At 63.1% G+C, this 1,013-nt stretch carries 1 protein-coding gene; it reads right to left on the reverse strand.

The window, feature by feature from the left end:
* Positions 1–611: 611 nt before the first annotated feature.
* Positions 612–962, reverse strand: a complete 351-nt coding sequence (locus tag QMG61_RS17385; protein ID WP_283495585.1) for a hypothetical protein — start codon at positions 960–962, stop codon at positions 612–614.
* Between the last annotated feature and the right edge of the window lie 51 nt (positions 963–1,013).

The raw sequence follows: 1,013 nt of genomic DNA on the forward strand, positions 1-1,013 counted from the left end.
GAGAGCACCCGCTCAACCGTGGGGGGACGGGAGCGGGTGCCTAGTGAAGAATAGCCGGTGCGCTCGGGGAGCGGGGAGCACGACAAAAAGCCCCGCCTGTCATCCGTGAGGACAACAAGCGGGGCTAGTTACAGTTCAATTCCGTACTGCTCGAGTTCGCGCGCATTCACCGTCATGAGATCCGTGAATGTCTTGAACCCGTCGAACACTTTTTCGGGCTCCCCGACGGACCGGGGCGTCGAGCCTGTTGGGGGACTTCCCCCAGGTGCGTCAGACATCGGGGATCTCCCCGTCGAGGAACGGGCCGAAGTCGGTTAGCTCCCCGCCAGGATGGGCGCGCACCCACTCGACGCAAGCGCGCTGACGGCGCTCAGAGGCCCACCAAGCGATTAGGGAATCAATGGGACCGGAGTAGCCCCAAGCCCCGTGAAAGGCCCTCCACGCCTCTTGCATCAGCTTGCGCGACGGCCCAGCATCCGCAGCAGCGGCGAGAGCTAAGAGATCCCGCATGTTGTCGATCTCGGCGGGCGCAAGCCAAGCAGTCGGGGTTCGATCAGAGAGCCGATCAGGGGGAGTCGCAAGCGCCATGGTCGAACGTCTACGGGCCGCCATTAGTGCCCCCACCGAACACCGGCAGCCTTGCGCGCCCGGTTCCCGTTGTACTCAGACTTAGCGGCTGCTGCATCCTCGTCGGGGAGCTTCAGCCGGCCCAACAACTGACCCACGAGGGCGCGGGTCGCACGAACCTCGGCAAACAACGGATTCACTCGCTCCTGGCCCATACTGCCGGGCACCATGACCGCGGCGCCCACCAGAGCCCCCTCAAGCGACGAAAGATCGTCAACCGTCCGGCAAGCCATATCCAGAATCCGCGCGCCGTCAGAGTCCAACACAAAGTCTGCCGTGACCGCAGTGTGAAGCGCGGCTCCCTCTTTGCCGTATCCGGCACTTGTCTTACTCATCGTTCTCCTAAAAATGGTCTCTTGATCGAGCATGCAAACTGTCAGGCCCTA

This window comes from Cryobacterium sp. PH31-AA6 (assembly GCF_030063195.1).
In the GTDB taxonomy this organism is placed as follows: Bacteria; Actinomycetota; Actinomycetes; order Actinomycetales; family Microbacteriaceae; genus Cryobacterium.

Bases quoted from the DNA above. Each gene is read 5' to 3' on its own strand.
- QMG61_RS17385 (WP_283495585.1), bottom strand. From the start codon at position 962: ATGAGTAAGACAAGTGCCGGATACGGCAAAGAGGGAGCCGCGCTTCAC.